Below are 25,023 nucleotides of genomic sequence, written 5' to 3'. Positions count from 1 at the left end.
TTTACAGCATCTCTTGCAGGGCAGAGCCGGCAAGCTCTCCCACAGTAAAGGGCTGCACATCGCCATCTCCATACACGAGCAGCTCTCTTTGATCAGCCACGAGCTCCTGCAACTGCGGCTTAGCTTCCATCATGCCTAGGCTCCCGGTAATCCTGGCAGCCAATCCACAAATTTCGGGATCTGACGAAGCAAGGAAAGGAGCGACATCCTTAAAACTCACCTTGTTAGACAAGAGTTTGGGACGGCTTGCGGCAAGACGTGCCACTCCCCACAGAAGACCTTTTTGCAGGGAAGGCAGCTCAAGAAAATTACCGTCTTGCAGTAACTCATCCCCATCTTCCTGCATGTAAGATACCAGCATATGGCAATACTCCTCTGCAAGCTGCCCCTGATGGCACATAATTTCCGCCAGGCACTCTGGTGCTCCCCAACCGATGCCCCCTGATTCGTCATTAAGGCTCCAGAGGAGGCGACGCATGATAACCCTCGCTTCCTCCATGTTTTGTTCAGCCAAGCGGGCCACCGTCTCCCCCATACAGGTTATAGCCATCCATCGGACCCTCGGCACCTCTCTGCATATGGCGGAAAACAGGACATTGACCACATCTTTTGCAGGCAAGGGGCGCAAACGCTCCAGAATAGCCTGATGGCTTTGCTGCTCCAACATCGGCAGGATTTGTTTTTTCAATTTTCTACTGCTCACCGTTTCCAGTTGCCCCTGCTTTTTTTATTCGCCGGCCGGATCAAAAACCCGCTTACTTAATTCAGCGTCAAGCATAAAAAGTCCTGAGGGATTGTCCTTAATCAATCGCAAACGATCTACAATGCCGCCGACAGTGGCCTCTTCCTCAACCTGCTCTGACACAAACCACTGCAAAAAGATATTGGTAGCATGATCTTTTTCACTGATCGCCAGGTTAACCAAGTCATTCACCAGGCTGGTCACATGCTGCTCATGCTTGAGAATAGCTTCAAAGGCGTCCAGAGGAGACTTCCACTCTGCCTCCGGCTTGGCAATGGCATCCAGTGTCACTCTGCCGCCTCGCTCAACTACGAAATCATAAAATTTCATACCGTGCATCAACTCTTCCTGCACCTGACCACGCATCCAGTTTGCAAATCCACCAAGGCTTATTGATTGAAAATAGGACTCCATCGACAAGTAGAGATATGACGAATACATTTCAGCATTAATTTGGTCGTTCAACGCTTTCTGCAATTTTTTCTTGAGCATATTTACTCCTTTCTTCAGGTAGTTGTTTCACTTTGAGTCTAACACGATTTTCATATCATACGCGTACAACTCTCAAGACTGCCGGCAGTGATGGATAAAGCAGCTTCTGCCGGCATTAAAGTAGAATTAACAGTAATGCTCGACTCATGATTTGCAACCTTGATTCCTGCTTTCTAGTGGAAATAATTCAGCAATCCTTCGCCAACGGCTCCCTGCCAACACACGACATCTTTCCCCAATCCCACCAATATATGGGTAACTCCGCAAAAATAACCATAAAAGACTTGTCGTAAAAATTATTTTTTTGCTATAATCGCACTTCGTTTTGCAAAATTGGACCCGATAAAATTGGCTCAGCACGTTCAACTGTGCATTCATCTTTTCACGTAGGCAGATTGTTGCCAAGCAGTATACCGACGAGGCCGTTAAAGAGAAAAATATGCGTAGAGTAGTTATCACAGGACTAGGGATTGTCTCACCGCTGGGAAATACAACAGATGAGGTCCTGCACTCGCTGCAGCAGATGCGGTCGGGAATTCACTTCCACCAGCCATATCAAGAACTGGGCCTCCGCTCTCAGGTCGGTGGCTTTACCACGGTCAACGTCAAACAGTTCATTGATAAAAAACAACTACGCTTCATGGGCAACGCAGCTGCCTATGCCTTTATCGCCATGCAGCAGGCAATCGAGGATGCAGGCCTGCGTCCTGATGAAATATCCAATCCTCGAACAGGCCTTATCATAGGTTCCGGCGGTACTTCTGCAGAAAACGTTGTTGCAACGGCAGATATTATGCGAAAAAAAGGGCTAAAGAGGCTGAGTCCCTTTATGGTTCCCCGTACGATGAGTAGCACGGTATCAGCCTGCCTTACCAGCGCCTTCCAGATTCTCGGCCTCTGCTACTCTATCTCTTCAGCCTGTGCAACAGGCTCGCACTGCATTGGTGCAGCCATGGAACAGATTCAACTGGGAAAACAGGACATTGTTTTTGCCGGGGGCTCAGACGAGGAGCACTGGACCCAAACAGCCATGTTTGACGCCATGGGGGCTCTGACCACCAAATTCAACCAAACACCGCAACAGGCATCACGCCCGTACGATACAAACAGAGATGGTTTTGTTGTAGCCAATGGTGGTGGAGTAGTTGTTCTCGAGGAATTTGAACGAGCTCGGAAAAGAGGGGCAACCATTTATGGCGAAATAACCGGTTATGGGGCAACAGCAGACGGTAGCCAGATGGTGATTCCGTCTGGAGAAGGGGCTGTACGCTGCATAAAACTTGCCATGGGAGAGAACTCTCCTGCTGTTGACTACATTAATGCCCACGGAACCTCTACCCCGGTAGGCGATTTAGTTGAGCTCAAAGCCATTACCGAGGTTTTTGGCAAAGAAAGCCCCCTGATAAGCTCCACCAAATCCATATCCGGCCATTCCCTGGGGGCTGCAGGTGTCCATGAAACAATTTACTCGCTGCTCATGCTCACCAACAACTTTCTCTGCGGATCAGCAAATATTGAGAAGATGGAACCTGAGGCAGCATCAATGAATATCCTTACTGAAAATCGTAATGTTACACTCAACACTGTTATGAGTAACAGCTACGGTTTTGGCGGCACCAACGCCTGTCTCATCTTCAGCAAGGTCTGATCCGAGGACTAGCAAACAGTCATCAGAGCAGCGCTACTCTTCGCTCTGTTCATCAATACGGCGCATACCTTCCATTACCAGCCCCATAAAGCCGCCTATTACCGGTAATGCCGCAGCCTCTTCAGATATACCGGAGGTATAGGTAAAGGAACCATCTGATTTGGCCATCAAACTAAAAAACGCTTCCTTGCCTGCAAGATTATCATGCACAGCCTGCACCAACTCGCCCTCGTTGAACAAGACCGTGGCCTTGCCATCTTCAAAGAGCAATTCAACCTTGCCGGTTTTGGTGCTTGTGTTGATGAGTTGAAAAAGCTCTACCGGATGGATATCAGAAAGTTTACCTGTCATCCCAGAACTAATAGTGCCGGAGCGAAGGCTGTTGGCTTGTGCCCTCTCCACCAATAGTCGATAAAAGAAAACCTGCAGGATTGGATATTTATTAAGAACATGTTTAAAGTCCTTGCTGGAAAGCGTGGCCAGTTTTGTTCGCTCTCGAGAATGGATGGACGTTGTTACCGGCTCTCCCGAAAGCAAGCTCATTTCTCCAAACACATCACCCACTTTCATCTCTGACAAAGTCTGCCCATCATCATTAACCACGGCAACCTTGCCCTCTACTACGATGTACAGGCTTGTACCAGGATCACCTTTTTTCAGTATAATCTTATTGGCTCCATACTCTTTTAATTCCAGCAGAGCTGAAAGATCACGAAGGCTGTTTTCTTCCAGTGGCTCAAAAATATCGAGCTTGCGCAGCAGATCATAAAATTTATCCACATGCTTCATGCGCTGCCGCTGTTCTGCCGCAGCCAGTAATTTCATCTGCAGAGTGGCAAACCCTTTTTCCTTCTTAAATTCAAAACGAATGAGCCCTGTACAGCCGCCACAAACAAACTTTGTTTTCCTGATCCCCTGTGGAGTGAATCGCTCCATACTCTGCCTGTTGGAAACAATTTTCATTACCTCCTGCACCAATAGTAGACATGCGGGTTTTGCTTCAGGGACCGTCAGGGCCATACTTTCGACTTTAAGTTCCTCACCTACGTTGTAAATGGGGCAGGACAACTCTTCGGTAATGATAAAAATTGCGTCACGATACTCCATAGTCCTTGTCCCTTTACTAAAACGATGAGCAATGTTTTTCGTAACTATCCAGCAGCACTCCAACTCTCGACGACCTACCCGCCGGCATACCGATGTCTCGGAGTCGGGACTTATTTGGTTGATCGGTCAGCTTATGAATATTTGGAGCACGGCTGAACAATTACAGTTCGGGGTAGATTGTCAGTTTGTAGATCTTGGCTGAATAGTTACATTTTAATTGATTGGAAACGTTCAGTCTGACCGACCAAACAAAAGATATATAATAAAGCCTAAAACGCCTGCACCCCCAAAGAGTACCGGCAGCACTTTGTTCATCTGTAATTCATCTCCAACCACCAAAGTCTGCATATAATGGGTCCCCGAAGCATACCAGGCGCCCATCAGCAAGCCCATGATCGTTAAATCGCGAAAAGACTGTTTATAAATCATATAAGCAACCAATGCAATAAAGGGGACGAGGAACCATGGATTTGTAAACAAACCGGCGAAATCCACTTCACTTATCTGTTCCGGTAAATGTGTTTTCTCCAACAAAGCCCCGATCTTTTCAGAACCGGAACCAATGGCTTCCATGAAACCCTCTGTGATTGAACCCAATGACACGCTCCACCTCACTCAAAAAAAGAAACTCTTTAAGAGACAGGTATCCCATCTCTCCATATTCAATAATACAAGTATTATACCTTCCACAGCTCACGAATCAAGCAACCATCAATAAAATCACAGCTACGATAACGTAGCTATAATGACAATCAATCTACAATATTGTCGGCAAGTTCACACTGAGCCGACACCATCCGTGCCCGAAAGAGAGGTTACAAGATTCTAGTCCGAGTACCTCATGACATTATATTATTATTTAAAAATATGAATACTGTCTTTGGATAGCGTTAAGACCAACCAAATCAAAAATTGACAAAATGCTCACCTCAACCCAGCATCCAGTGCCACCTTCTTCACTCTTTTGGCCGTAAAAATAGTCTACTATCAGAGTCTGCGCTTACCCGGACTCTGCGCTTGCCCGAAGCCTACCTCGTTCCTCTTTGCCAGCAAAAACGTTGAATCCTGCATCATCAGCCCAGAGAAGCAATATGGGCTAATCATTATTCAGCCCAACAAAAAAAACACCAACCCATATTTTGGCACACATCATGCTTAAACAAAGGCACAAGGTCATTATCGCACCTACCCCCTTAGCGGTAATGGCCACCATTTCACACGATGTAGTCATTCTCCAAAAGGCTGCCCTGCTCACCTCCTCTCGGCAGGGCAGCCTCCCTCCTCTCTCTCTGCACATTCAACAGGTATCGTAACTATGCAGCAGCACCCAGCTCTCCACGATCTGCCCGCCAGGCATACCGATCTACAGCCAATCGGTCAGCTTGTGAGCATTTGGAGCACGGCTGAAAAATCTCCCAATATCAGAGAAAGCACCCTTTTTGAAATAAAATCACTCTCACCACTGTACTATCTGAAAATTGCAGACAATAACGCCCTGGATCGTTGATACTGCTCCCCCGTACCATTCCAGACATCAGATATGCAAAAGAGTGAAAATCCCTTGACAGGTGTCTGATGTGTGATATATCTTGTCCGATACATTTCACATCTTTTACATTATCTATTCATTGTATTCCTACATGAGGTTCAAATGTCTTCTTCAAAACTTGTCCTTAAATTTCTCTCCCAACAAGACATGATTGCAGCGGGTGTCACCGACATGAGTTACTGCATCGATATGATGGATGAAGCTTTCGCTCTGCTCGGCAAAGGCGACTATGTCATGGGCGGCTCTACCCGTAACTCTCACGGCCAGCGTGTATGGTTTCCAAAAGAACCTGCATTTGAAGGTATGCCTAAAGGAGGACCAGACCAAAGATTCATGTCTCTGCCCGGTTATCTTGGTGGCCGTTTTAAAATATGCGGCAACAAGTGGTATGGGTCCAATGTAAACAACCCAAAAAATCATGGCCTCCCGCGCTCCATCCTGACAATGACCTTAAATGATCCGGAAACAGCCCGTCCTCTTGCCATCATGGAAGCCAATATCCTCAGCGGGATGCGTACCGGCGCTGTGGTAGGATTGAGTGCACGTTACCTTGCCCGTGACGACAGTGAAACTTTAGGTGTCATTGCAGCAGGCCCGATTAGCAAATTCTGTACGGATGCCATTGCTAAAGCGCTGCCATCGCTGAAAAAAATTGTTGTATTTGACATTAACGCAGACGCTGCCAACCGTTTTTGCGAAGAAATGAGCGAAAAACTCAACATCGACGTCTCTCCTGTTTCCACATTTGAAGATGCCGTCAAAGGCCAGGATGTCATCACCTCTGCCATTTCCGGAGACCACACTCCCCTGTTTGAAGAAAAATGGCTCAAGGAAGGTTCGCTACTGACGTTGCCTGGACGTGCCAACGTCGAAGATGATTACCTACGCGGCGCTTATATCGTTCCGGATTGCTGGGAAATGCAGAAGACCTACAAGATCGAAGGCATGATGCTGCCGGAAGATGAACGTGCCATCCCGCACAGCCAACTTCATAATCTCGTTGACAGTGGAGAAATCGCAGAAAGTGAGATTCAGGATCTGGGCAAAGTTGCTGCAGGACTGGCCGACATCGACAAAAACAGCGCAAAGAGAAAATACTTCATCTCAAACGGCATGATCCTTCAGGATATCGCATGGGCAACTGCCATGTACGAAAGTGCTGTGGAGAAAGGCTTGGGCCAAGACCTTGTTATGTGGGACGAGCCATACCGCGTTTAATAAATCGTAGGGAAAATACTCCCTGCCGAACCAGTAAAGCAACAAGTAAACAAACGTTGTGCGGATTGCAGCGCAATTTTGTTTATTTTCAAAGCGCAGCTTGCTGCAACACAGAAAATAAGCAAAAGGGCAAGCAAGGTGTATACGTTATTTTTACCTGATGCCTAAGTACGGAAAAGAGTATCAGATGAGCAACGGTAAAAGTAAATTTACCTGGAACAACCTACCCTCAGAGACAGACACAGTCACGATTTACTTTGAGGATGCACCATGTGAGGTTCCTTCCGGGGTTACGGTCGCAGCGGCCTTACTGGGACATGATGACAATCATTTTTGTCGTTCTGCAGCCAAACAGGAAAAACGGGCCCCCTATTGCTTGATGGGGGTCTGCTTTGAGTGTCTGGTGGAAATAGACGGCATAAAAAATCGTCAGGCATGTCTTGAACCTGTTCGTGAAGGCATGCATGTTAAACGGCAGCATACCCTGGTAGACGAGAAAAAATGAAAAACTCCTATGATGCCATAATTATCGGCGCCGGCCCCGCGGGTCTTGCCTGCAGTGCAGAGCTGGCCAACAAAGGGTTGGAGGTAGCGCTTCTTGACGAGCAAGCCACCCCTGGCGGACAGATCTACAGAAACATAACAAGGACATCATCCCGCCAACGAACTGTTCTTGGAGAAGATTACACAGAAGGGCTCAAGGTTATAGAAAACTTTGAAAAGGCAGCTCCGGACTATCTGCCCCGAGCGCGTGTCTGGCAGGCAGAACCCAATGGCGAAGTTTTCCTTTCCCATAATAAGAGCTCGAAAAAACTCACAGCCCAGTTCCTGGTCTTAAGCACCGGCGCGATGGAACGGCCGGTTCCTTTTCCAGGGTGGACCCTACCCGGGGTTATGACCTGCGGCGGTATGTCCAACCTTTTCAAGGATTCCAGCCTCGCTCCAACAGAGCCTGTGGTCATCGCCGGCAGCGGTCCCTTACTTTGGCTGGTTGCCGAGCATCTCTTTGCTCTTGATGCACCCATCGCTGCTATTCTTGACACCACGCCAAGCAAACAATACATCACCTCGGCCAGACATATGCCGCAGGCACTTGGTCGTTTCGGCTATCTCATGAAAGGCGTGAAAATGATTGCAGCGGTGCAGTTGGCTGCCAAAAAGGCCAAAGTACCAATGTATCGTAACGTGAAAAACATAGAAGCCGTCGGCAACGAACAACTCCAAAGTGTCAAGGCCACCTGTGGAAACAAACAACTGGAATTCGCAGCCTCCACACTGCTCGTGCATGAAGGCATTATTCCCAACACAGCCCTGCTGCGCCAGATAGGTTGCGAGCACACGTGGAACCCGGTTCAACGCTATTGGCACCCTGAAGTGAATGAGCATGGCGCAAGCAACCTGCCGGCTGTTTTTGTTGCCGGCGACGGCTCCTTTGTCCATGGAGCGAAGTCAGCTGAATACAAAGGAAGACTTACAGCGATGGCCATTGCCAAACAGCTGCACCGGCTTAGCAAGTGTGAATATAAGCAGCAGGCTGCTCCGGTTCGCGAACAGCTGCACAAAGAATTACAGCCACGCCCCTTCATCGACGCCCTCTATGCGCCAAGAAAAGATCTGTTTGCAATCCCTGACGAGGCAACCGTTTGTCGATGCGAAGGGGTAACTGCCGGAAGGATCAGAGAAATTGTTGCCCAGGGATTTTCCGATCACAACGAAATCAAGTCAATCATCCGTTGCGGCATGGGCCCATGTCAAGGTCGAATGTGCGGTTCTGCCGTACTTGAGTTGGTTGCAGAAAGATCAGGCATTCCAGCTGAAGAAACCAGACCTCTACGCATGAGACCACCGATTAAACCTGTGAGCCTGCAGGAACTTGCCAATGCGCAACTGGAGGAGACCGATGAAAGCTGATGTGCTTATTGTAGGTGGCGGCATCATGGGGTGCGCCACCGCTATTGAACTTGCGCGTAAAAAGAAATCCGTCATTCTCTTTGAAAAAGACGAACCCGGCAGACACGCCTCCGGTCATAACTCCGGCGGTGTAAGATGCCAGGGGCGAGATGTAAGAGAAATCCCACTTGCTGTTGCAGCGCGGGCCATGTGGGATCATCATGAGCAAACCGTTCAATCCGACTGCGGTTTTCATGTATCCCCTCGTCTTCGCCTTGCTGAAAATGATGCAGATATGGCAGTACTGGAAAAACGCCAGGCACTGCTCAACAGTTTAGGCTATGACCATGAAGTCCTTGTTGATCGTGAACAGGTGCGACGAATGTCGCCTCATGTTGCAGAGCATGTTGTCGGTGGCCTTGCCTGTTACACCGATGGCCTTGCCAATCCACTGCTTACTTCTAAGGCATATGCAGCGACGGCAGAACGTGAAGGCGTAACCATCCTCTCACAGACAAGAGTCATAGATGTGCAGAAAACGGCCAATGGGTTTAAGGCCCGCACAAGTTCCGGCAAGCAATATGAAGGGGAAACATTAGTCAACGGCACAGGCGCCTGGGCTGGTCGTTTTTCGGAAATGCTTGGCGATCCATTACCGGTCTATGCAGCGGCACCGACCATGATGGTCACTGACCGCGTACCTGGAATCATGAACGGTACGTCCCTTGGCCTGACAGGTCGCCTGCTTGGTTTAATGGCCGCGGAAAACGGTACCATCATCATTGGCGGCGGGTACCGCTCCCCGCTGGATCTGGAAAAAGAAAAAATCTGGATCGATCCTATGCAGATGAGCAAGGCTGCCAAAATCATGATAGAGGTTCTTCCCGCCCTGCGCAGTGCACAAATGATTCGTTGCTGGACCGCTTTTGAGGGCTGCCTCAAAGATAAAGTACCCATTGTAGGCGCCTCAACAAAAGTTTCAGGTCTGTTTCATGTCTGTGGCTTTTCCGCTCATGGGTTCCAGCTTGCGCCGATGATGGGCAGAGTTATGTCACAGCTTGTTCTCGGCCGGGAACCGGAACTACCGTTGGATGATTTTCGACCTGACCGTTTTGAACAGGCAGCATAGAGCAGTACCACCCTGTATTCGTATACTCACAGAACATTACATTTCATAAAAAATGATCACAACAGCCAAGTGGTCTCAATATACACAGGAGCACAAGCATGGCAGATGGTAAAATCGTAACCCTGGAAAAATCAGAGGTTCTTAAGCACACCTCCCAACCTAAAGTTAACCCTAAGACTGGAGAGCCGCACGCTAACAACTGGACTTACTTTGAGCACAGTTCAGGAAATTTTAAGTCCGGTATCTGGGATTGTACAGCAGGCAGCTGGGAACACAACCACCCCAAACTTGAGTTCTGCTATATTGTTGAAGGCAGTGTCAAGGTTATAGAAAAAGACGGCCCAACCCATGTCTATAATGCCGGTGATGCTTTTGTAGTGCCCAAGGGAACACCAGTGACCTGGGTTGTAGATGACTACGCCAAAAAGATTTTTGTTTCCGCCGCCCACCTGGAAGGGGAATAAGTATCTTCAGACCTCCCTTCACGCAGTGTATAGGGGCAATAAAACCAACGAGGTTGTATTGCCCCTATTTTTTTATCGCAGCGCTACCACATTGAGGTTCTCCGCGATAATTGCCCTACTTTTTCTCTCTGACAAGACTCCTTTTTTTCGCAATAATATCCTTCCACGATCGACTTAAAGCTCCCGCCGTAACTCATTGAAATAATTGAAACACCTCGTTCCAGTTAGTTGCCGGTCGCCTTACTGCCGTTTTTTTATCACAAAAAGAAGGAGAATATATAAAATTCCCTTGACAGATATCTGGTGTGTGATATATCAGATCGTATGGTTATTCATTAACAACCTGCTCAAAAAGGCAGGTCTCTGCCCCTGTAAAATCAGGGTAAGCAAATATACAACGGAGGTTTTCCAATGGCTAAAATCAAGATGACCACAGAAGAGGCGTTCATCAAGGTTCTCCAGATGCACGGAATTGAGCACGCGTTCGGTATCATCGGATCTGCAATGATGCCTGTTTCAGACCTTTTCCCCAAAGCTGGAATCACGTTCTGGGACTGTGCGCATGAAGGTAACGCAGGTATGATGTCTGATGGTTACACTCGCGCATCCGGAAAAATGTCCATGATGATTGCGCAGAATGGTCCTGGTATCACTAACTTTGTAACTCCAGTAAAAACCGCTTACTGGAACCATACCCCACTGCTGCTTGTAACTCCTCAGGCTGCGAATATGGCTATGGGACAGGGCGGTTTCCAGGAAGTTCCCCAGATGGCTGCTTTCGAAGATATGGTTGCTTACCAGGAAGAAGTACTTCACCCTTCGCGTATCGCTGAAGTACTCAACCGTGTAATCATTCAGGCTAAACGTGCCTCAGCTCCTGCACAGATCAACGTACCCCGTGACTTCTGGACCCAGGAAATTGAGATTGAACTGCCTGTTATCGTTGACTTTGAGCTGCCGGCAGGTGGTGCCGATGCCATTGCCAAGGCAGCGGATCTGCTCTCCAACGCTAAATTCCCAGTTATCCTTAACGGCGGCGGCGTCGTTATCGGTGGTGCTATCGATGACTCCAAAGCACTGGCTGAAAAACTTGATGCTGCTGTGTGTTGCGGTTATCAGCACAACGATGCCTTCCCGGGAAGCCATCCTCTGCACACCGGAACTCTGGGTTACAACGGATCTCGCGCTGCCATGGAATTGATCTCCAAGGCTGACGTTGTTCTCGCTCTCGGAACCCGCCTCAACCCATTTTCTACCCTTCCTGGATACGGTCTCGAGTACTGGCCTGAAAATGCAGAAGTAATTCAGGTGGACATCAATCCTAACCGCATCGGTCTGACCAAAAAGCTGGCTGTCGGCATTGTTGGTGACGCCAAGAAAGTTGCACAGTCGATTCTCGGACAGCTTTCCGCTACCGCTGGTGACGCAGACCGCGAACAAAGAAAAGCTGTCATCGCCAAAACCAAAGCGGACTGGGCTGCAGACCTCGCAACCATGGATCACGAAGCTGATGATGAGGGAACCACCTGGAACGCACGTGCTCAAAAAGCTGATCCAGACAAAATCACCTCTCGCATGGCATGGCGTGCAATCGTTGAAGCACTTCCTGAAAACGCTATTATCTCCGGTGATATCGGCAACAGCTGTGCTCTTGGTGCTGCCTACCCTACTTTTGAAGAAGGTCGCAAATACCTTGCTCCCGGCATGTTCGGACCTTGTGGTTACGGTTTCCCGGCCATCTGTGGTGCTAAGATAGCTAAGCCTGACGTTCCTGTCGTTGGTTTTGCCGGCGATGGTGCATTCGGTATCTCCATGAACGAAATGGTTTCCTGTGGCCGTGATTCCTGGCCGGCAGTTACCATGGTTATTTTCCGTAACTACCACTGGGGTGCGGAAAAGCGTAACACAACTCTCTGGTATGATGACAACTTCGTAGGCACCGAGTTGGACCGCAACGTATCTTACGCCGGTATTGCTAAGGCATGTGGCGTTGAAGGCGTACAGGTTAAAAGCATGGAAGAAGTTACCAAAGCATTGAAAGCTGCCGTCAAGGCGCAGATGGAAGAAGGAAAAACCACTTTCATCGAAATTCTGACCAACATGGAATTGGGCGAACCTTTCCGCCGTGACGCCATGAAAAAACCTGTTGCAGTTGCAGGCATTGACAAAGCTGACATGTGCCCTCAGCAGGGAGCATAAGTCCTGGTTTATTTAATAATTAAATAAACCTTTATGCAGAAAAGGCACTTGCCGGCTGATATCGGTTGACAACAAAACCACATATTTTTCTGGCAGTGCCTTTTTACATAACAGGTAATTTAACTCACACTTTCTTATAAAAGCATCCCTTATTCATATACTAGGGAGGAGACCCCATGGTAACATCAAAAGATTGGTTGGAATACGATACTGAAGAAATGGTAAAGGCTGATAAAGATGCTCTCTGGCATCACCTGAAGCCGCACAAAGTATTTGAAAGCCAGGAACAGATGATTATCGTCGAAGGCCAGGGCCTGATGGTAAAAGATATTCGCGGCAAGGAATATCTCGATGCAACCTCTGGAGGTGTTTGGAGTGTTATGGTCGGATACGGCCGTGATTCCATTGCTGATGCCGTTTGTGCTCAACTGAAAAAAATGCCTTACTTTGCCGGCGTGTTCGGCAACATTCCTTCCATTAAATTTGCCCAGACCCTGCTTGAAAAACTCCCTAGGATGGACAAGGTCTACTTCTCCAATTCAGGTTCAGAGGCAAACGAAAAAGCATTTAAGATTGTTCGTCAGGCTTCGCGCATCAGCCCTGAGCGCAAAGGTAAGTACAAGATAATGTACCGTGATCGAGACTACCATGGCACCACCATTGGTGCAATGAGCGCTACCGGGCAAGCTCAGCGTAAACAGGATTTTGGTCCTTTTGTTGAAGGCTTTGTCGAATTCCCTCATTGTGCATGCTACCGCTGCCCCTATGACAAAAAATACGGTGAATGTGACATCGAGTGTGCACGAAAAGTAGAGGACGTTATCCTCAAGGAAGGTGCTGACACCATCGGAGGCTTGATTGTTGAGCCGATCACCGCAGGCGGTGGCATCCTCAAGCCTGTCAAAGAATACTATCCAATCCTTCAGGAAATCTGCAAGAAATACGATATCTGGATGATTATGGATGAGGTAGTTTGTGGCTTTGGTCGTACCGGTAAGTTCTGGGGACATGAGCATTTTGACGTAGACCCGGACATTATCACCATGGCTAAAGGCTTGGCAAGCTCCTACGAAGCACTGTCCGCAACAGTTGTTAAGCAACATGTATACGATGTTTTCCTCAATGATCCTACTGACGAAAACGACCGCCTGAACTACTTCCGCGACATCAGTACCTATGGTGGCTGCACTTCTGCAATGACAGCTGCTCTTGAAAGTACTAGAATCATTGATGATGAAAACCTGGTTGAAAACAGTCGGGTTATAGGCGAATACCTCCTCGAAAAACTGGAAGAGCTGAAAAAATATGATGTTGTTGGTGACGTCCGCGGCCAGGGACTTTTTGGCGGTGTTGAATTTGTTACCGACCAGGCAACCAAAGCACCTATCACCGAAGGCCAGATGGCTACCCTGATGGGTAATGTTCTGGGCCAGGGGGTTATTGTCGGTCGTACCAATTCCAGCTTCCATGGCCTAAACAATATCATGAATTTTGCTCCATGTCTGATTATCACCAAGGAGCAGGTTGATACAATAGTAGGCGCGGTAGCGGCTGCCATAGAAAAAACTTTTTAACTACTACTAATTGAGTGGAGATCAAACAATGATCGTCGGTATATTAAAAGAAATAAAAATTGCGGAAAAAAGGGTCAGCATGTTACCTGGTGGGGTCATTGAGATGGTTCGCAATGGTCATGAAGTGCTGGTTGAAAAAGATGCCGGACTTGGTGCAGGATACCCCGATGCTGAGTATGTAACAGCAGGTGCTACCATTGTTGAAACCCCTGCAGAAATCTATGCCAAGTCTGACATGGTTATGCATGTGAAGGAACCACAGCCTTCTGAATATGACATGATTCGTGAAGACCAGATCGTTTTCACCTACCTGCATCTTGCAGCAGATGAGCCGCAGACAAATGCACTGGTCAAGTCTAAATCCATTGCCATAGCCTATGAAACCATTGAAAAAGACAACGGCTCTCTGCCTTTGCTGGTTCCGATGAGTGAAGTTGCGGGTCGCATGGCAACCCAGGAAGCTGCCAAATTCATCGAAATGCCACAGGGCGGGCGCGGTATCCTGCTCGGCGGAGTAACCGGTGTTGAGCCGGGAACCGTGGTTGTTATCGGCGGCGGTGTTGTCGGTATGAACGCTGCGAAAATGGCATGTGGTCTCGGTGCTAAAGTGTACATCCTCGACCGCAATCTGGAAAGACTTGCCTATCTTGACGATATAATGCCTGCCAACTGCTTCCCTGTCATGTCTGACGAAGTAACCCTGCGCAAGCTGCTCAAGGATGCGGATGTTGTTATTGGTGCTGTTTTGGTAGCTGGTGCGAAAGCTCCCAAACTACTCACCAGAGATATGCTCAAGGATATGAAAGACGGTTCTGTTATCGTTGATGTTGCTATCGACCAAGGCGGATGTTTTGAGACCTCAAAAGCAACCACCCACGATGAACCTACCTTTGTTGTTGACGGCGTTATCCACTACTGTGTTGCCAACATGCCTGGTGCGGTTGCCAGAACCTCCACCCGTGCATTGACCAATGCAACCCTCCCTTACGCAATCGAGATTGCTAACAAGGGTTGGAAAGCAGCAATGCAGGAAAACAATGAAATCAAATTAGGTGCGAACGTCATTAAAGGTGCAGTTACCTTTAAGGCAGTTGCTGAGGCCTTTGACCTGGAGTACACCCCGGTTGACAAATTTCTGTAAAACACCTCTGAAGTTGTGATATTTTATACTTTCCTGTCACTTGACATCATCTTACAGTGTTGTAGGATATGGATTTTTGCTGGCAGGGAAGTATAACTTTTGAATTGATTAGAAAGGAAAAAGCTATGGGTGCATTAAAATTTTCGTCTCTGAGTGAACAAGTCTACGCCTATTTACGTACAGAGATGATTAATGGAAACCTTACCCCTGGCTCAACCATTAATATCGGAGAAATCGCCTCTGAACTTGGTATCAGCAAAACCCCGCTTCGCGATGCGTTGATTCATCTTGAACTCGAGGGCTTTGTCACCATTATCCCAAGGCGTGGGGTATTGGTCAACGAACTCAAAATAAGCGACGTCAAAAATGCCTACGAGGCAGTCGGCCTCATTGAAGCTTTCATTGTTGAAAAAGGGATTGAGCACATTACCTCATCTCACATTCAGGAGTTGCAAAAACTCAATGAGATCATGATCAAAGATATCCAAAACAACGATTTTTCCAGGATCTTTGAAACAAACCTTGAATTTCATAGCGTCTATGTTGACAGTTCCGACAACGAGCTGCTGCAAAAATTCATTCTCCCTATCAAACACCGCTTATACGATTTTCCCCGCCACAATTTTATTCCTGAATGGGAGATGCGAAACTGTGAAGAACACAGACAGTTTATCGAGCAACTGAAAAAAGGAAACGGCAAGGAGGCAGGCTCAATCCTGAGGGATAAGCACTGGTCATATGAGTATCAAAAAGACTTCATTTATGCCTTTTATAAAAAGAACATCGAGATGGCACCCTAAGGCGGTTTCTCTTTATTCAAAGCCTCACTACACAGCATTACAATAGTAGTACTTTCCCTTCTTCATCATACAGAGAATAGATGAAGGAGAGTATAGCCTTAATCCTACTCAATGCCATTCCGGGACAGGATCAAAATACCCTCCCAGTGGCCTCTATTTTTTTCATTATCAACATGGTGGATTTCTATTCCGAAATCCCAGCTATACTCTTCACCTTTACATAGATCTTCCTACCTACTCAGCCAGCAACAAATAACCTTGCCTTAACCACGATCCGTACAAGCAGGCTGGTACCTATACTAATGTGTTGGTTTCCTACCCCATCGCTGCACAGAGGTATGCACTGACTCCATGTATGCTGCTGAGTAGTTGCCTTTTTTAATGGCTTTTAAGCAGCCAGTATCTCCTCTCGTTTTCCGCCATATAGAGTTATTTGTAGAAAATAGATGCTCAGAGGTGGTACAATTCGATATCCCGCTCTACTTCCCCTCCCCTTACCATTGCCAATTAATCTCACCTTGTTTCCACTGCTTATGATCTTTTTTTGGCGGTCTTTTTCCATGCAAACAAGATCCATTATCAACTTTTCTATTAATATCCACTGGTTCTATCTTTATCGATAAAATAGTTATTTCTGATTTCGAGAAGACAGGCTGAAAGCCCTCTCAAACACGAAGAAAATACTTGACACCTCGTGATACATTGTACTAGATATCTAATACATTAGACTTCTTCATGAGCATAATTGATACATAAACAAACACTATATCAGAAACATAGATACCGTTTTTTTTATGTTCAAAAGTCAAGAAATACTTGAGTGAAAATACGCAGAAAAAGTCACTTTTTTTGTTAAAAAGAGAAAGTAAGACCTTACTGAGTTGCGCCTTTTATGTTGGTTACCCACAGCCCAGTCTCAACAAATATTATCAAACCACATTGCAACGAACTGATGTTCGATGCTTATCCTATTTGCCCCTTTCCTATTGGCTTTCAGCCCAAAACAAAAAATTGTTCCGTCAGCATCGTTGCTGAGGAAAACTCACGTGTCTTTTTGTTTAGCAGGCTTAAGGTTGTACCATTGAAAGACAGACATAAGTGCTGAGCACTAGAAATAGAAACTACTCACAGCGCCGTGAGTTAGAGCAGGAAACCAAATGGAGTTAACGAGGAGAAACAAGGAGAAACGATGAGTATTGAATTAATCACCCTATTATACTTTGGTTGCCTGTTTATCGGGCTCTTTTTAGGGCTACCAGTTGCCCTGGGATTGGGAGGCACAGCGGTTGCTTTCGCGTTCTTTTTTGAGCCGCGTGCTCTGTTAGCTATCCCCAGTGCTTTTTACTACACTCCATGGAACCATGTACTTGTGACGGTTCCATTATTTTTATTCATGGGGAGCCTTATTCGATTTTCCGGAATCGCAGAAGCCGCATATGATGCGGTGTATAAGCTAATCGGTCACATCCATGGCGGCCTTGCCATGGGAACGGTTATGGTGTGTACTATTTTTGCAGCCATCACCGGTATTACCCCGCCAGCGACGATCACCATGGGCCAAATCGCCTACCCGTCGATGATGAAGTACAAATACAAACGAAACATTGCCATCGGTTCCATTGGTGCCGGCGGTGCGCTAGGTGCGCTCATCCCACCCAGTGTTCCTTTTATTTTCTACGGGCTGCTTGCAAAAGTATCCATCGGCGGCCTGTTTCTTGGGGGCGTCCTTCCTGGTTTGATGTTGGCGACCTTTTACATCATCTACATTGGTGTACGTTGTAAAATCCAACCTCATATGGGCCCTGCAATCCCAGAAGATGAAAAATTTACTGTCGGTGAAAAAATACAGGCTGTTGTCGCTATTTGGCCATTCGTGCTCTTGGTTATCATCGTCCTTGGTGCTATTTGGGGCGGAATCGCCACCCCTGCAGAAGCTGCCGCATTCGGAGCCACCGGTTCTTGTCTTATCAACGCTGTTTATGGCAAACTCACATGGAAAGTATTTAAAGATTCCCTGGAAACAACCCTCAAACTTTCCGGCATGGGTCTGTGGATTCTGATCGGTGCAAATGTTTATCTCAACGTCTTCAACTCCTTGGGGTGCCAGGAATTGGTAACTTCCATGGTTCTTGGTATGCCTGGTGGCGAAAACGGCATCCTGCTGATGATGATGTTTATTATCCTGCTGCTTGGCATGGTTATGGATGACTGGGCAATCATCATGCTCTGTACTCCTCTCTACATCCCCATTATTAATGAACTGGGTATCGACAAACTCTGGTTTGGTGTTCTCTTTATCGTTAACATCCAGATTGCCTACCTTACTCCTCCCTTTGGATTTGTTCTGTTCTGGATCAAGAGTATCCTGCCACCGGATGTCAGCATGGGCGATGTATATAAATCTGTTTGGCCGTTCATTTGCCTGCAGGTACTTGGTTTGGCATTGGTTTACATTTTCCCACAGATCGCGTTATGGCTTCCAAGCCTGATGAATTAAACGACGATCATAGAAATCTACAACAAAGATCCAATCAGGGAGAATACTAATGAAATTATGGAAGATAATAGAAAAAGCTATTGATTTACTAGTCGAACTTATGGGCAGGATCGGCTGGATCCTGGTCCTCTACTGTATGGTTTTTGGTGTGACTGACGTTTTTCTTCGTTACGTTATGAACAAACCATCACTTTGGATCGGAACAACTATTCAGGCAGCCATGGTGCTGATGGCGTGTGTTGGTGGAGCCTATGCTCTCAACCATAATGCCTTTGTTAAGCTTGATCTGTTTTATGCAAATTTTTCCAAAAAGAAAAAAGCAGTCTGCGACATACTGACGGTTGGGTATACGTTCCTCTTTTTATACGTCCTCATATGGAAAGGGTATGCTGCGGCAATGCTCTCCATTAAGTTCAAACAGGTCACCCCGACCGGAGTACCTATCCCCATCTATCCGATCAAAGCATTTATCCCAATTGCCGGTTGCATAGTATTGCTTGTTGTTATCAAAAAGCTAATCAATGATATCATCACCCTGACATCTTCGGATGAACAGGATAAAAAATAGCAGATTTAACTGATGTAACGTACCTCTTCAGTTAATTGGTAGGAGATGTTTGTTTGGTAGAATTATAGGTTTAATTCTCAATACACCCATTACAAACAAAAGAGACATTATAGGAGAACACAATGAAAAAAATCACAAATGGTTTAGTTGCTGGTTTGTTCGCCGTCAGTTTGGTTGCGCCTGGCCTTGCATTGGCTAAGGGTGCTGATTACGGCCCTCCAAAGAAAGTTACAAAATGGGTATTCCAACCCTGTTTTGACTCTTCTGATGCAGGTTGGGGAAGCGGACTTGTGCCTTGGGTAAAAGCAGTTGAAGAAGCTACCAAAGGTACTGTTAAAATCAAGCTGGAGCCTGCTGGGGCAATTACCTCCGGTTCTGAAGCATTTGCAGCGACTGCAGCCGGCATGGTTGATGGTTATGCTGGTTGGGCAACCGTTTATGGTGGAGATATGCCTGAAGGCTTCCTCGCCTTTGGTATGGCTATGGGCGCAAACAACTACCGTGATGCCTGGGCCGCCATGTGGGGCGATCCAAAGTATCGCATTGGTGACATCATCCAAAAAGCAGCTAATGATCGTAACCTGCAGTGGGTTGGTTGGACAAGCCAGGGACCAAATGCAGCATTTACCACTTACCCTGTAGCCAAGATGGAAGATTTCCAAGGTAAAAAAATGAGAGCCGGCGGGCCACAGGCACTGTTCCACCAGGCAATGGGTGGTTCTCCTGTATCTTTAAACGCTGGTGATATCTATACCGCTATCAAACTCGGCACCATCGACGGCACCTATTGGGATACCGGTGGAATCGATGATATGGCTTTCCAGGAAGTAATCAAGTACGCAGTAATGCCTGGTTGGTGCCCTTCCCAGCATCAGGAAATTTACGTAAACCTTGATCAATGGAATGCTCTTAACCAATGGCAGCGTGATCAAATCAATGAAATATTCGAATCCACTTACTTTGAGACCAGCCGACTGCATGCACAGGGAGTAACCCATGCACTTCAAGTGCTTACCGAAGCAGGCGGCGAAGTTATCCATCTCCCAGAAGAGGAAGTAAAGCGTATTCGCCAGGTCTCTATTGAAAAAGTATGGCCTCAAGTTGCTGCCAAGTCTGAAGGCAACAAAAAGGGTGTTGAGCTTTGGACAGAATTTTTAAAGGACATTGGTGAATTGGAATAATTTTCACCATTGATATTGTTGCTTAGTTAGACTTTAAGGCGTGTCACTCCTCATATATTAGGTGAGTGGCACGCCTTTCTTTATCCATTTTCAGACATTTTCGGGCCCCACCAAACAGTCTTTCTACAACGCGCATCCTCTACAGTTACGCTTTTGCCCTGCTCTTTCAAAAAAAGTGAAGCAGGCTGAATTGGTAGAGAAAGAAGTTGACTCTCTATTACAACTAATATATTAGTATACTAGAATTCAAGATAGCTTATCTTTGCTGATCCAGAACAAACCACAGGATGCTCCACCAAGAACCTGAAAAATACAATCAACTGCACACAGCCATTGGTGCAAATTCAACCAAATCGTTAACAGGAGTTAATGGTCATGACCAATCAAAGCGTTCCCAAAATCAAAAATTATATTAACGGTGAATGGATAGAAGAAACCGGCGTTGAGCATGTTCCGCTCTACAATCCTTCCACCGGCGAATTAATTGGTGAAGTCCCGCAGAGCTCTGAAAAAACATCTCTTGCTGCTGTTGATGCAGCCTTTGATGCCTATGGAAGTTGGCGGAAACTTCCCATCAGCAAACGCATGGGTTTTTTGTATGCAATTCGTCAGGCAATGATTGATCATGAGGAAGACCTTGCCGTATCTATTGCCGTTGATCAGGCCAAGCACATTTCTGAAGCAAGAGGTGAGGTTAGGCGTGTTGTAGAAATATTTGAGGCAGCCTGTACAATTCCTTCCCTTATTCAAGGTGAGACCCTGGATGGCATTGCCAATAATATTAATGGTCGGGTTGTCAAGCAGCCGCTTGGCGTGTTCGGAGGGGTAGCTCCTTTTAACTTTCCAGCCCTCGTCTTTGGCTGGTTTATCCCCTATGCCATTGGGGTCGGCAATACCTTTATCTACAAGCCATCCACCCAATCCCCCATGTTTATGCAACAAATGGGGGAAATTTTTAATGAAGTAGGATTGCCCAAAGGTGTGGTCAATATTGTGCACGGCAATCGATCTGTACCCGGCACCTGGTATGAACATCCAAAAATGAGTGGGGTCTGTCTGGTAGGTTCCACTCCTACTGCAAAAGCCATGGCAGAAGCATGCGGCCGAGGTGGAAAAAGAAGTATGCTGCTTGGTGGGGCCAAGAACTACCTGGTTGCCATGGAAGATGTGAACTGGGATGTATTTATTGATAACTTTATTCACTCCTGTTACGGCTCTGCCGGTCAGCGTTGTCTTGCCGGCTCTATTGTTGCCGCAGTACCGGAAGTGTATGACGAGCTGATCGAAAGAGTGCTTGAAGCCTCTAAAAAAGTTACCTTTGGCGATGCTATGAACCCTGATGTCTACATGGGACCGGTTATATCTGCCAAGGCTAAGGCCAATATTGAAAAATATATCGAAATCGGCATTGAGCAGGGTTCCAAACTGGTGCTCGATGGTCGTAATCCCGAGCTACCGGAAGCAAATAAAAACGGCTATTTTGTCGGACCTACCATCTTCACCGATGTAACCCCATGCAGACGAATTGCGCAGGAAGAAATTTTTGGTCCAGTTGTGTCTATTATGAAAATCAAAGATCTCGATGATGTCCTGCAGCTTATCCGGCAACAAAACTTTGGTAACGGTGCCTGTATTTTTACCCAAAACCAGTACTACGCCGAAAAATTTATTGCTGAGGCGGATGTCGGAATGGTTGGGGTTAACGTCGGTGTGTGTGCACCGCATCCTTACCTGCCATTTGGCGGTATCAAAGACTCCCACCTTGGCACCAATAAAGTCCAAGGTAAGGATGGACTGGATTTCTTTACCCAGAATAAGGTCGCTACTATCCGGGTTACTCCCCCTGAAGGAGTAAACGAAGATGGAGAAAAAATAGCTGGCGATACTTCCGTACGCAGCTGCGTAGCACAGTAAAGTTGCCATCCTCCCCTGCCGGGAATGCACAACCGGCAGGGGAAACTGACTACATAACGATTACAAATGACAATCTTTTTTAGTTGAAAAGGAATAATAAATGAGTCAATTTCAATACGGTTATATCATCAAAGCTCCAGGCTATTCCACCGATGGTGACTTGAAAGTTCTTGAATCAGAGGCCTTTAAATCAAGCATCATTGGTGTGGCCACTGTTGAAGAAGCCTGTAAAGCGGCACAACAAATGGTAGAGAAGCAGGTTACCCTGATCGAACTCTGCAGTGGCTTCAAGGCTGATGACGCCAAAACCATCTTCGACGCCATTGAAGGCGCGGCCAAGGTAGGATACATTGGTGAATTTTTCAGCAAAGAATAGTATCAGATTGTATACATACTTTTTTTTACGCGGTCTCAACAAAAAAACGTCTTCACCCTCCTTTCACCAACGACCCGCCATTCTGCTATATAGAGGAAAAGCTGATGCTCAACAATACTCGCCCCGGCAATAACCTGCTCAGGGTTCAGGTATATGATTATCTGGAAAAACAGATGCGGGTCGGCGCGTTAGAACCAGGTGCGTCCATCAGCGTCAATACCCTGATAAAAGAGTTGGGGGTCAGTCGAACCCCTTTACGTGAAGCGCTCCTTCTTCTCCAAGAGCAAGGTTTTGTATCTATCCAGCCGCAGCGTGGGGTTCGGATAAACGAGCTCACCCTTGAGGATGTCCGGGACATATATGAGATTTTGGGTGGTATTGAATCCAGAGTGATTCTTTCCGTGTTTGACAAACTCGGCAGCAAGGAAATCAACCAACTAAAAAAGCTCAATAAAAAAATAAAATTAAGCCTTGTTGCAAATGACATTATTGCTCACAACCAAGCCAATGTCGACTTTCACGAGGTCTTCTTAAACCTGTCGACAAATCAGCGGCTGCTTCGATATGTAAAAAATCTCAAGATGTTACTCTACGACTTTCCACGAAGAGATTATGGAAAACAGTGGAACGAAAAAAACCTGCTTGAGCATGGAGAGTTTATCCAACTTATCGAAAATGGCAAAGCGGTTGAAGCTGCAGACTATATGCGCGACGTGCACTGGGAGTTTGACCCACCTGATTCGTTTATAGTTATTTCAGGAACAAAACAATAACCAGCATCAATCCATATTTGTTTTATGTCGACGACGGAGCAGTTTGCTCTTACAAAAAAGGCCGTTTCATTAAGAAACGGCCTTTTTGTTGCCTGGCTTTCCATCAAGCGAAGCTGGGGACATTAAACCCGCCCTCCCCTGGGCAAGACAGCGCCCTACTCGTCTGTGAGTGGTACAATAACCACTGGAATTTTCGATCGACGTAAAACTCTTTTGGCAACCGACCCTAAAAACGTATGGGTAAATCCTTTTTCATGGGCCCCCATGACAATGATATCAGCTCCGATTTCTTTTGATACGCTTAGAATTTTTTCCTCGGGAAACCCTCTTTCCACTCTAATGGTCAGCCGATCAGGATCAATATATTCTCCACTGCTCAGGGTCGTTGCCTGACACAGCGTTTCTACCCTTTGAAACATCTCCTCTTTAGCTTCCTTTTGCTTTTTGCGCATCATCTCTTCCGCATCTCCATCGGAAAAATGCAAGGCAATGGCAAATTTGGCATCAGGAGACAATTCTTCCAACACATGCATGCTCGTTACATGTGCATCAAATTGGTTTGCAAGAAAAATTGCATACTGAAACACTCTTGGTGCCGCTGGAGAAAGATCGGTGGTGTACAGAATTTTTTTCATTTGATACGGCATAAAATCCTCCTTGTGATTGTTACGCTCGACGTGATGCCTAATGTGTAGTACATCACACAAAAACATACTCTTTTATTCTTACAGTACGCAACCAAAATTCAACTATCAATCAGTAAAAAAAATAGCGCTGATCAAGAACATACAACGGCACGCCTTACCGGAAAGACGATCGCAAAACCGTTGACATATGTGCAGAGCAGATTCTTTAAGTATTAGCCGGCTCATTACTGACAGAGGCAGAGTTAAACTGCTTATAAGCACTACAAAACAAGGACTTATAAGTCAAACATTCTTTACCGATATACTTTTAACGCCGGATAATCAGCAACAGCCAAGAGAGATACAAATGATATACTATTTAGGACTTGTCGGCATAGCTGCCTTTTCCATTACCGGAGTTATAGCAGCAGGAAAGAAAGGGATGGATATTTTTAGTATTGTTTTGCTTGGTGTCGTAACAGCGTTGGGTGGAGGCACCATACGAGATATAATTATTGATGTTAACCCTATTTTCTGGATAGCTGATTTACAGTATCTTTGGGTAGCGGCGTTGGCTTCGATAATGACTTTTTTCCTGGTGCGGCACATCCACAATGTCTACCGTTTGCTGCTCTTTGTCGATGCATTCGGCCTGTCACTCTTTACCATCCTGGCCACGGAAAAAACACTGCTGCTTGGCTTCTCCAAACCCATCGCGATTTTAATGGGCATTGTTACGGGTGCCGGCGGCGGCATTCTCCGCGATATCTTAACCGGCAGGATGCCACTTATCCTGGGTAAAGAATTTTACGCAACACCTGCATTGCTGGGCGCACTTGTCTTTATACTATTCGATGCTTTTTTCCCGCTTCACGATTTCAACAGAGTCTATGCGATAACCGTTATTTTCCTTCTACGGGCGTCGGCCATCCAATGGGACCTGTATTACCCGCAATGGCTCACTTACAGCCAAAAAGAGTAAATCAACCAGGCAATCAGCCTGGGCGCGGCTCACAATTTTTTCCCGAATCAAGGTGTTTTCAGCTGACCAGGCCCAGCCATATAATCAACATCAGAGTAGGCTTGCTTACATGCGAGCATTATTTTTTTCGAAATAACGGCGATATGGGAAAAA

25 protein-coding genes are annotated in these 25,023 nt (G+C 46.6%); 20 read left to right on the top strand and 5 right to left on the bottom strand.

Annotation, left to right across the window (positions count from 1 at the left end):
- Position 1: 1 nt before the first annotated feature.
- Positions 2-688: a DVU0298 family protein gene (locus tag ACHZCY_RS21605; protein ID WP_205221222.1), complete on the bottom strand. Its 687-nt coding sequence runs from the start codon at positions 686-688 to the stop codon at positions 2-4.
- A 39-nt stretch (positions 689-727) separates the two neighbouring features.
- Entirely contained in the window at positions 728-1,234 is a 507-nt protein-coding gene (locus ACHZCY_RS21600) for a ferritin (protein ID WP_205221223.1), read from the bottom strand.
- Between the two features lie 439 nt (positions 1,235-1,673).
- Here ACHZCY_RS21600 and fabB point away from each other — a divergent pair, with 439 nt between their 5' ends.
- Positions 1,674-2,882: a beta-ketoacyl-ACP synthase I gene (gene fabB, locus ACHZCY_RS21595; RefSeq protein WP_319550373.1), complete on the top strand. Its 1,209-nt coding sequence runs from the start codon at positions 1,674-1,676 to the stop codon at positions 2,880-2,882.
- Between the two features lie 33 nt (positions 2,883-2,915).
- Here fabB and ACHZCY_RS21590 read toward each other — a convergent pair whose 3' ends face one another.
- Together ACHZCY_RS21590 and ACHZCY_RS21585 are read right to left on the bottom strand one after the other, a co-directional pair.
- The gene (locus tag ACHZCY_RS21590; RefSeq protein WP_319550372.1) at positions 2,916-3,989 is read right to left on the bottom strand and encodes a cyclic nucleotide-binding domain-containing protein; all 1,074 of its coding nucleotides are present in this window, start codon (positions 3,987-3,989) and stop codon (positions 2,916-2,918) included.
- Positions 3,990-4,220: 231 nt separating this feature from the next.
- Positions 4,221-4,562: a hypothetical protein gene (locus ACHZCY_RS21585; RefSeq protein WP_319550371.1), complete on the bottom strand. Its 342-nt coding sequence runs from the start codon at positions 4,560-4,562 to the stop codon at positions 4,221-4,223.
- Between the two features lie 578 nt (positions 4,563-5,140).
- On the opposite strand from ACHZCY_RS21585, the gene ACHZCY_RS21580 reads away from it, so the two are divergent.
- The 18 genes from ACHZCY_RS21580 to ACHZCY_RS21495 all read left to right on the top strand — a co-directional run bounded on the left by ACHZCY_RS21580 (position 5,141) and on the right by ACHZCY_RS21495 (position 23,262).
- Positions 5,141-5,302, top strand: coding sequence for a hypothetical protein (locus ACHZCY_RS21580; RefSeq protein ID WP_319550370.1), 162 nt, complete (start codon positions 5,141-5,143; stop codon positions 5,300-5,302).
- A gap of 2 nt (positions 5,303-5,304) precedes the next feature.
- Positions 5,305-5,496 (top strand): hypothetical protein, encoded by a 192-nt coding sequence (locus tag ACHZCY_RS21575; protein ID WP_319550369.1) that lies wholly within the window; start codon positions 5,305-5,307, stop codon positions 5,494-5,496.
- A 144-nt stretch (positions 5,497-5,640) separates the two neighbouring features.
- A complete protein-coding gene (locus ACHZCY_RS21570; protein ID WP_205221227.1) occupies positions 5,641-6,756 on the top strand; it encodes a tyramine oxidase subunit B in 1,116 nt (371 codons plus the stop codon).
- Positions 6,757-6,943: 187 nt separating this feature from the next.
- Positions 6,944-7,261: a (2Fe-2S)-binding protein gene (locus tag ACHZCY_RS21565; RefSeq protein WP_319550368.1), complete on the top strand. Its 318-nt coding sequence runs from the start codon at positions 6,944-6,946 to the stop codon at positions 7,259-7,261.
- Positions 7,258-8,667 (top strand): NAD(P)/FAD-dependent oxidoreductase, encoded by a 1,410-nt coding sequence (locus ACHZCY_RS21560; protein WP_319550367.1) that lies wholly within the window; start codon positions 7,258-7,260, stop codon positions 8,665-8,667. The genes ACHZCY_RS21565 and ACHZCY_RS21560 overlap by 4 nt, the downstream gene beginning before the upstream one ends.
- Positions 8,657-9,775 (top strand): NAD(P)/FAD-dependent oxidoreductase, encoded by a 1,119-nt coding sequence (locus tag ACHZCY_RS21555; protein ID WP_319550366.1) that lies wholly within the window; start codon positions 8,657-8,659, stop codon positions 9,773-9,775. Before ACHZCY_RS21560 ends, ACHZCY_RS21555 begins: the two co-directional genes overlap by 11 nt.
- A gap of 98 nt (positions 9,776-9,873) precedes the next feature.
- Positions 9,874-10,239, top strand: coding sequence for a cupin domain-containing protein (locus ACHZCY_RS21550; RefSeq protein WP_205221231.1), 366 nt, complete (start codon positions 9,874-9,876; stop codon positions 10,237-10,239).
- Positions 10,240-10,659: 420 nt separating this feature from the next.
- On the top strand, positions 10,660-12,438 hold the full coding sequence (xsc, locus tag ACHZCY_RS21545; RefSeq protein WP_394713463.1) for a sulfoacetaldehyde acetyltransferase: 1,779 nt from the start codon (positions 10,660-10,662) through the stop codon (positions 12,436-12,438).
- Positions 12,439-12,614: 176 nt separating this feature from the next.
- Positions 12,615-14,012 carry an aminotransferase family protein gene (locus ACHZCY_RS21540; RefSeq protein ID WP_319550364.1) on the top strand — a complete coding sequence of 466 codons (1,398 nt, stop codon included), beginning with the start codon at positions 12,615-12,617 and terminating at the stop codon, positions 14,010-14,012.
- Positions 14,013-14,040: 28 nt separating this feature from the next.
- Complete coding sequence (gene ald / locus ACHZCY_RS21535; RefSeq protein WP_205221233.1) at positions 14,041-15,153, top strand: alanine dehydrogenase; 1,113 nt, start codon at positions 14,041-14,043, stop codon at positions 15,151-15,153.
- Between the two features lie 125 nt (positions 15,154-15,278).
- Positions 15,279-15,953 (top strand): GntR family transcriptional regulator, encoded by a 675-nt coding sequence (locus ACHZCY_RS21530; RefSeq protein ID WP_319550363.1) that lies wholly within the window; start codon positions 15,279-15,281, stop codon positions 15,951-15,953.
- A gap of 80 nt (positions 15,954-16,033) precedes the next feature.
- Positions 16,034-16,177: a hypothetical protein gene (locus ACHZCY_RS21525; RefSeq protein ID WP_319550362.1), complete on the top strand. Its 144-nt coding sequence runs from the start codon at positions 16,034-16,036 to the stop codon at positions 16,175-16,177.
- Between the two features lie 965 nt (positions 16,178-17,142).
- Positions 17,143-18,450: a TRAP transporter large permease gene (locus tag ACHZCY_RS21520; protein ID WP_205221235.1), complete on the top strand. Its 1,308-nt coding sequence runs from the start codon at positions 17,143-17,145 to the stop codon at positions 18,448-18,450.
- A 49-nt stretch (positions 18,451-18,499) separates the two neighbouring features.
- Positions 18,500-19,018 (top strand): TRAP transporter small permease subunit, encoded by a 519-nt coding sequence (locus ACHZCY_RS21515; RefSeq protein ID WP_205221236.1) that lies wholly within the window; start codon positions 18,500-18,502, stop codon positions 19,016-19,018.
- Between the two features lie 122 nt (positions 19,019-19,140).
- Positions 19,141-20,199, top strand: a complete 1,059-nt coding sequence (locus ACHZCY_RS21510; protein ID WP_319550361.1) for a TRAP transporter substrate-binding protein — start codon at positions 19,141-19,143, stop codon at positions 20,197-20,199.
- A 375-nt stretch (positions 20,200-20,574) separates the two neighbouring features.
- Positions 20,575-22,113: an aldehyde dehydrogenase family protein gene (locus ACHZCY_RS21505; protein WP_319550360.1), complete on the top strand. Its 1,539-nt coding sequence runs from the start codon at positions 20,575-20,577 to the stop codon at positions 22,111-22,113.
- Positions 22,114-22,213: 100 nt separating this feature from the next.
- Positions 22,214-22,489 (top strand): DUF6506 family protein, encoded by a 276-nt coding sequence (locus ACHZCY_RS21500; protein ID WP_319550359.1) that lies wholly within the window; start codon positions 22,214-22,216, stop codon positions 22,487-22,489.
- Between the two features lie 104 nt (positions 22,490-22,593).
- On the top strand, positions 22,594-23,262 hold the full coding sequence (locus ACHZCY_RS21495) for a GntR family transcriptional regulator (RefSeq protein ID WP_205221240.1): 669 nt from the start codon (positions 22,594-22,596) through the stop codon (positions 23,260-23,262).
- 155 nt (positions 23,263-23,417) lie between these two features.
- On the opposite strand, the gene ACHZCY_RS21490 is transcribed toward ACHZCY_RS21495, so the two are convergent.
- The gene (locus ACHZCY_RS21490) at positions 23,418-23,909 is read right to left on the bottom strand and encodes a universal stress protein (RefSeq protein ID WP_319550358.1); all 492 of its coding nucleotides are present in this window, start codon (positions 23,907-23,909) and stop codon (positions 23,418-23,420) included.
- Positions 23,910-24,255: 346 nt separating this feature from the next.
- Here ACHZCY_RS21490 and ACHZCY_RS21485 point away from each other — a divergent pair, with 346 nt between their 5' ends.
- On the top strand, positions 24,256-24,870 hold the full coding sequence (locus ACHZCY_RS21485) for a trimeric intracellular cation channel family protein (RefSeq protein ID WP_319550357.1): 615 nt from the start codon (positions 24,256-24,258) through the stop codon (positions 24,868-24,870).
- Positions 24,871-25,023 lie beyond the last annotated feature (153 nt).

It is taken from the genome of Desulfogranum marinum (assembly GCF_963675105.2).
GTDB lineage: Bacteria > Desulfobacterota > Desulfobulbia > Desulfobulbales > Desulfobulbaceae > Desulfogranum > Desulfogranum marinum.
Note: the sequence above shows the minus strand (reverse complement) of the source record. Positions and strands in the feature narration are given on the sequence as shown.